Below are 2522 nucleotides of genomic sequence, written 5' to 3' on the forward strand. Positions count from 1 at the left end.
ATGGTTGAGCAAAATATTTTTCACGGCAAAGAAGAGCTTTTCTTTTCCTTTGTGCCTTTTGTGGTTCAAGGCTTTTATGCCTTTTCTGACAGTCTCAAAGTCGGGAATGTGTGGTGAAAAGTGACGGTCAGGAATGTGTTCGACCTTTTGCGACAACCGCCTTCGCGGGGATGACGGCTATATGGGTTTCAGCCCCTGGCTGCACCAGGAAGCTGATTTTATCTGGCGTGTTAAAGCAGGAAGGTGCCTGGAGCGATCCAGGAAACCTCGCCCGATAGGGCAGGGGGTGTCAGTTGGTTGGAACTTCTGTATCCGGGAGGCTAATCTGTGAGGGTCGAAGTTTATTGAGAGGTGAGTGCTTATGCCGTTTGTTTCTGTGAAAACGGTCAAGGGGCTGTTTAATGAAATCCAGAAGCAGGAAGTCTTGATTTAAACCGCAACAAGCGAAACACTTGTTGTTATGGTTAGGGTTCAAGCTACCTTGTTACGCATTTAAGAAATATGTTTCTCGCTCCGTTGATGTCGCGATCAACGGAGAATCCAGATCCTTTGATTATTTTCGAGGCTCCAATCTTGTCGTCTACAGTTCCGTCCCATGATCTTGTCTTTGACGTGTAAGCCTCGTTGCAATCGGCTACTTGTTTCCCGTACTTCCTCGCGTACCACTTAAGCTTGAGTTTGAACTGGTAGTGGTTAAGGTCGAGCATTTGCCGACAAGTATTACGACGTATTGTGCGGACTTTTTTATCCTTGCGAGTAACCATTCCCCTTGTCTGGAAAGTCGGCAGGAATATGACGTCGTAATTTGATACAAGCTCAAATGCCAGCCTGTTATGCAGGTCAAGAACAATGTCGTCCTTTTTGCACTTCAAACGGTCAATTTCTTTATTGAAGTGGACTATACGATCCCTTGCCCATTGAGGCATTTCATTAAACTTGACGCCTTTGTGAGTGTTCAGGATTTTCTGTCTTGACCCGATAAGGTTGTCCACTTGCTTCATTAACGGGAATAACCTTGTTTTTGCGAAATCTGAGCCGACGACTAACGCCTCTTTTTCGCTGTAGCATGTGGCAAAGGTACGGACACCGGGATCAACCCCCACACATTTAACCTCCCCTTGGATCTCGGGCTTGAGCTTAATGTGCTGTTGAACCTGGATAAACCATCGACCTTTGTCGCAAGTTATGACGCAGGACTTTCCAATAGCCTCATCTGGAACTTTCTCTGTTAAGTGAATTTTCCCTGGCGAGTTAACGCAAGGACTCAGGCATTTCGGTAGTCTGTCAATAGAGAATGAGTGTTTGCTGCCTTTTCGACTTTTAAATCCGATCTCGGCAAGCCCCTCCCTGGCTCCTTTGAGCTTTTTATTGTGACTGCAAACTGACTTGAATGTCACAGCGGCCGCAAGCGTTCCGTTATCGGAGATTATAGAGTTGTAGGCTCTGCCACTTTCTCTTTGCTCCTGTTCTACCTGCGCCTTAATAGATGGACGCATGTTTACGAACTTACCTGCACTGTCTTTGTATGATCCATTGCGGAATCTCTCGACAGCCAAGTTGTATGATCTTCTATACAGCCACAATGCATCCTTGTAGGCTTGTTCATTTTCAGGGTAAATCCTGATCTTTTTTGACGCCAGTATCTTTGCGTCTTTCAGCGGACCGTTTTCCGTAATGGCTATTGCAGAACGAGGTAATGAAACCGATAAGCTCTTGGGTATCAAAAGACTGACTGGAATCATTCGGGTCATCCAAAATTTCGACATGTCCTCCCGATAACTCAATGAGCCATTTGATAAGCTCAAACCCTGACCTGGCAAGTCGATCTTTCGTGGCAACCACAATATGCGTTGCGTTTCCGCACACTGCTGATTCCAGAATGGTTTGCAATCCTTTTCGTTTAAAGTTGAAAGCGCTGGCAATGTCACTGACAAATTCTGCGTCAGGGTGCTTTTGGAGCAAGATACGCTTTTGTGCGTCAATGCTGGATCTTTGTTTTCCAGAACTAACTCTTGCATAGCATATCTTCCGTTGTTGATTAACGAAGACACGAAAGTGACCACCGCTGGTTTGCTTCACTCTTTCGTAGTGACCGTTTTCTATCTTTCGTCGTATTGTTTGGCTGGTTACGCCTTCAATCTTGGCGAGTTTGGTAGTTGACACCCACAAGGTAAATTCACCTTTTCAATAACTTACCGTTTTACATTCTTTCACGATGTTGCGATTGTTGCAATATTTTTTAACTGATGGATGGCATCTCTCAGCTATTGGTGGAGGTTGCTGCAGGTGGTGAAGATCGTTTTCAGCAGGCGGTCTGGGTGGTCATTGAAGAGCAGGAGCCGGGGAACTGGAGTCTTGGGGCTCATAGTCCGGAGCTGGAGGCATCAAGACAGAAGCGGGGAACCGGTAAGTCCTGATTTTGTTACCAGCATGGCTGTCGATGACTTTATAGCTGTCTGTCCGAGAATAGATCGCCCAACGCGGCAACTGCTCCTGCGTTGCTCTGGGAGGCTGTCCGAGAA

Annotated in this window: 3 protein-coding genes; 1 reads left to right on the top strand and 2 read right to left on the bottom strand. The window is 46.4% G+C overall.

Translation table 11 applies throughout. The annotated features are described in order from the left end of the window. Nucleotides 1-476: 476 nt before the first annotated feature. Nucleotides 477-1724 (bottom strand): RNA-guided endonuclease TnpB family protein, encoded by a 1248-nt coding sequence (locus KDK14_RS08315; RefSeq protein ID WP_257264630.1) that lies wholly within the window; start codon nucleotides 1722-1724, stop codon nucleotides 477-479. After that, entirely contained in the window at nucleotides 1609-2163 is a 555-nt protein-coding gene (locus KDK14_RS08320) for a recombinase family protein (RefSeq protein ID WP_257264631.1), read from the bottom strand. Before KDK14_RS08320 ends, KDK14_RS08315 begins: the two co-directional genes overlap by 116 nt. A gap of 83 nt (nucleotides 2164-2246) precedes the next feature. Between KDK14_RS08320 and KDK14_RS08325 the strand changes: the two genes are divergently transcribed. Continuing rightward, nucleotides 2247-2417, top strand: a complete 171-nt coding sequence (locus tag KDK14_RS08325; protein ID WP_257264629.1) for a 4-oxalocrotonate tautomerase — start codon at nucleotides 2247-2249, stop codon at nucleotides 2415-2417. The last annotated feature ends 105 nt before the right edge of the window (nucleotides 2418-2522 follow it).

This window comes from Endozoicomonas sp. ONNA2 (assembly GCF_024606365.1).
In the GTDB taxonomy this organism is placed as follows: domain Bacteria; phylum Pseudomonadota; class Gammaproteobacteria; order Pseudomonadales; family Endozoicomonadaceae; genus Endozoicomonas.